The sequence below is a fragment of the Streptomyces beijiangensis genome (genome assembly GCF_017315755.1).
Classification (GTDB): domain Bacteria; phylum Actinomycetota; class Actinomycetes; order Streptomycetales; family Streptomycetaceae; genus Streptomyces; species Streptomyces beijiangensis.
In genome coordinates this window covers 1-3,737 of sequence record NZ_JAFLRJ010000288.1, presented here as the reverse complement: position 1 = coordinate 3,737, position 3,737 = coordinate 1, and the positions used below count along the sequence as shown (strand labels likewise).

4 protein-coding genes are annotated in these 3,737 nt (G+C 69.5%); 1 reads left to right on the top strand and 3 read right to left on the bottom strand.

What is annotated here, in order from left to right; all coding sequences use genetic code 11:
• Nucleotides 1-679: L,D-transpeptidase family protein (locus J0695_RS27320; RefSeq protein WP_206966319.1), on the top strand; the 679-nt coding region annotated here is incomplete at its 5' end.
• Between the two features lie 111 nt (nt 680-790).
• On the opposite strand, the gene J0695_RS27315 is transcribed toward J0695_RS27320, so the two are convergent.
• The 3 genes from J0695_RS27315 to J0695_RS27305 all read right to left on the bottom strand — a co-directional run.
• The gene (locus tag J0695_RS27315) at nt 791-1,057 is read right to left on the bottom strand and encodes a hypothetical protein (protein ID WP_206966317.1); all 267 of its coding nucleotides are present in this window, start codon (nt 1,055-1,057) and stop codon (nt 791-793) included.
• A gap of 249 nt (nt 1,058-1,306) precedes the next feature.
• Nucleotides 1,307-2,914: a methionine--tRNA ligase gene (metG, locus tag J0695_RS27310; protein WP_206966315.1), complete on the bottom strand. Its 1,608-nt coding sequence runs from the start codon at nt 2,912-2,914 to the stop codon at nt 1,307-1,309.
• A 93-nt stretch (nt 2,915-3,007) separates the two neighbouring features.
• Nucleotides 3,008-3,737, bottom strand: a 730-nt coding sequence (locus tag J0695_RS27305; protein ID WP_206966313.1) for a VWA domain-containing protein, incomplete at its 5' end; no start/stop codon positions are given.

Below are 3,737 nucleotides of genomic sequence, written 5' to 3'. Positions count from 1 at the left end.
GCCCGCGTGGCCTGCCGCGCCGCCCACCCAGTCCGCCGCGGCAGGCCACGCGGGCCGCTCGGCCCCCCAGCCCCAGCCTCAACTGCTGACCGAGATCCCGTCCCTCGGCGCCAAGACCCGGAACCGGATCCCCGCCACAGCCCGCCAGGTGGTCGTGGTGACAGGCGAGTCCGCGCACTCGAACCGCTCCTCCGTCACCCTCTACGTACGCGACGCGACCGGCGGCTGGTCCGCGGACGCCGGCCCCTGGCAGGCGCACAATGCCCTGCGCGGCTGGACCGAGGACCACCACGCGGGTGACCTGCACTCCCCGACGGGCGTCTACACCCTCACCGACGCCGGCGGCCGCAAATCCAACCCCGGCACGCGCCTCCCGTACGACCGAGGACCCGCCTTCGTGGCGCCGGGCACGGGCTTCCACGGAGAGTCCCTGGCAGGCTCCTTCGACTACGTGGTGGCGATCAACTACAACCGGAAACCAGGAACCACCCCGCTCGACTGGACGCGCCCGATGGGCGCTTCCCGAGGGGGTGGCGTCTGGTTTCACGTGGAACATGGCGGCCCCACACACGGCTGCGTCTCCCTGGCAGAGCCCCGCATGAAGGAGCTCCTGCGCTGGCTGGACCCGTCGAAGCAGCCGGTGGTGGTGATGGGCGACGCAGCCGCGCTGTCCAGCTAGTGCGGGCAGGCAGAGGGCGGTGATGGCGAGTACGACGACGAGCGTGACGGCCGTCGCATGAGCGGCGGCCCCGAAGCCACTCGGCTCCGTGCCCGCCTTTCGCGTACGGGATCAGCCCTGCCCGCGCTCGTCGTCCTCCACGAACAGATCCTCCACGGCCTTGGCGCTGAAGGCCCGGTCCAGCCAGAGGCCGAGGGTGTCGAGGTCGGTGCAGGCGGTGATGCGGTCGCGGGTCTCCGCGGGGACGGGGACGAGGCGCTGGTCGAGTACGCGCAGGATCAGCTGACCACGCTCCTTGGCCTGACCGTCGGCCTGACCCTCCAGATATGCGGTCTCCCGGTACGTGCCCCGACCGGGGAAGTAGGTGCCCACGCTCATCAGGTCCCTCCATGTGTCTCTGGCCGGGGTGTTCCCCAGGGCGATTTCCAGCAGTTCTGTGTAGTACTCGGCAGATTCGCTGTCGGCGGATCCCAGGGCTTCCCTTTGGGAAGACCGTCACCCTGCCCGGCCCCGTGGGCATTGAGCTGGACACCGAGCCGCTCAAGGATTGGGTGCACTGAACGGCAGACGACCGAAGGGGGGCCCGGACCGACTTGCTCGGTCCGGGCCCCCCTTTCGTCTGCGTGCTTACGCGGTCGGCTTCTCCTCCAGGCGGGGGAACAGCACCGCGCCCTTCGTCACCGTCGCGCCCGCCGGGAGCTGCCCCCACGTGCCCGCGTCCTGGACCTGCTGGGTCGGCAAGGGGCCCAGGGCGGGCTCCGCGCCCAGGGACTCCCAGAGGGCCTGGGACGTCTCCGGCATGATCGGGTTCAGCAGGACCGCCACGCCTCGCAGCGCCTCGGCCGCCGTGTAGAGGATCGTCGCCAGGCGGGCCTGGCCGGCCTCGGACGTGTCCTTGGCGACCTTCCACGGCTCTTCGGTCGTGATGTAGCCGTTGACCTGCTTCACGAAGTCGAAGATCGCCAGGATGCCGGCCTGGAAGTCCAGCTCCTCGCCGATCAGGCGGTCCGCCGAAGCGACTGCCTTGGCCAGGCCGTCCTGGACCGCCTGCTCCGCGTCGCCTGCCGCCGTCGCCCCGGGGAGCGCGCCGGCGTAGTACTTGCCGACCATCGCCGCGACCCGGGAAGCCAGGTTGCCGTAGTCGTTGGCGAGCTCGGACGTGTAGCGGGCGGAGAAGTCCTCCCACGAGAACGAGCCGTCGGCGCCGAACGCGATCGCGCGCAGGAAGTACCAGCGGTACGCGTCCACGCCGAAGTGCGAGGTCAGGTCCTGCGGCTTGATGCCCGTCAGGTTCGACTTCGACATCTTCTCGCCGCCGACCATCAGCCAGCCGTTGGCCGCGACCTTGCCGGGGACCGGCAGGCCCTGCGCCAGCAGCATCGCGGGCCAGATCACCGCGTGGAAGCGCAGGATGTCCTTGCCGACCAGGTGGACGTTGGCGGGGAAGGTCGAGGCGAACTTCTCCTCGTCCGCGCCGTAGCCGACCGCCGTCGCGTAGTTCAGGAGCGCGTCGACCCACACGTAGATGACGTGCTTGTCGTCCCACGGGACCGGGACGCCCCAGTCGAAGGTCGAGCGCGAGATCGAGAGGTCCTGCAGGCCCTGCTTGACGAAGTTCACCACCTCGTTGCGGGCCGACTCCGGCTGGATGAAGCCCGGATTCGCCTCGTAGAACTCCAGCAGCTTCGGGCCGTAGGCGGAGAGCTTGAAGAAGTAGTTCTCCTCCTTGAGGATCTCCACCGGCTTCTTGTGGATCGGGCAGAGCTTCGTGCCGTCCTCTGCCTCGATCAGGTCGCCGGGGAGCTTGTACTCCTCGCAGCCCACGCAGTACGGGCCCTCGTAGCCGCCCTTGTAGATCTCGTCCTTGTCGTAGAGATCCTGGACGAACTCCTGGACGCGGTCCGTATGACGCTTCTCCGTCGTGCGGATGAAGTCGTCGTTCGCGATGTTCAGGTGCTCCCAGAGGGGCTTCCATGCTTCCTCGACGAGCTTGTCGCACCACGCCTGCGGTGTGACGTTGTTCGCCTCGGCCGTGCGCATGATCTTCTGACCGTGCTCGTCCGTGCCGGTGAGGTACCACACCTTCTCGCCGCGCTGACGGTGCCAGCGCGTGAGCACGTCCCCTGCAACGGTCGTGTAGGCGTGGCCCAGGTGAGGAGCGTCGTTTACGTAATAGATGGGGGTCGAGACGTAGTACGTCTTCGTCCCCTGCTTCTCGGATCCAGTGGCCGCCATGGTCGAAATCCTAACGGCCCGCCGATGATCCACTCACACCGTTATCCCTGGTGTGAGTGGATCAGGGGGATGCGGCTCCGGTTACGGGCGGTGTTACGGGCGGGCCGCCAGCCAGGCCGGGAAGGCGGCGAGGAGGCCCTCGTAGACCTCCGCGTCCGAGAGCTCGCGCGGCGCCGGGCCCGCGTGGAAGAAGGCGGCGTGCGGGGTCGTCGCGTCCGCGTCCAGCTTGCGGAGGAGGTCGAAGCCCTTGGAGTCGTGGTCACCGAAGGCCACGAACTGCCAGAACAGGGGCTTGGACGCCGCGTCCGCGAGGGCCTGGACGGCAGGGCCCTTGGTGTCCGGGGGGCCGTCCGTCTGGAAGATCACCAGGGCGGGGGCCGTGGGGTCGGCGGACTTCTCGTGGAGCGCGACGATCTCTTCCACGGCGCGGTGGTAGCTGGTGCGGCCCATGCGGCCCGCCTCGGCGTGCAGCTCGTCGATCTTGTTCTCGTACCCGTCGAGGGTGAGCTCGCCGGTGCCGTCGATGTCCGTCGAGAAGAGGACGACGGGGACGGTGGCCTCGGGGTCGAGGTGCGCGGAGAGGCCGAGCGCCTGTTCGGCGAGGGCCTGGGCGCTGCCGTCCTTGTAGAAGGCGCGCATCGAGAAGGAGCGGTCCAGGACCAGGTAGACGGAGGCGCGGGCGCCGGCCGCCTCGGTCGTCTTGAGCGCCGCGCCGGCCGCCTTGTAGGCGGTGACCAGCTCGGGGGCCCGGGACTTCACCTTGGCGAGGCTGTGGGCCGGCTTGGCGGCGGGGAGGCCGGCGGCGGGGGCCACTGCCGGTGCG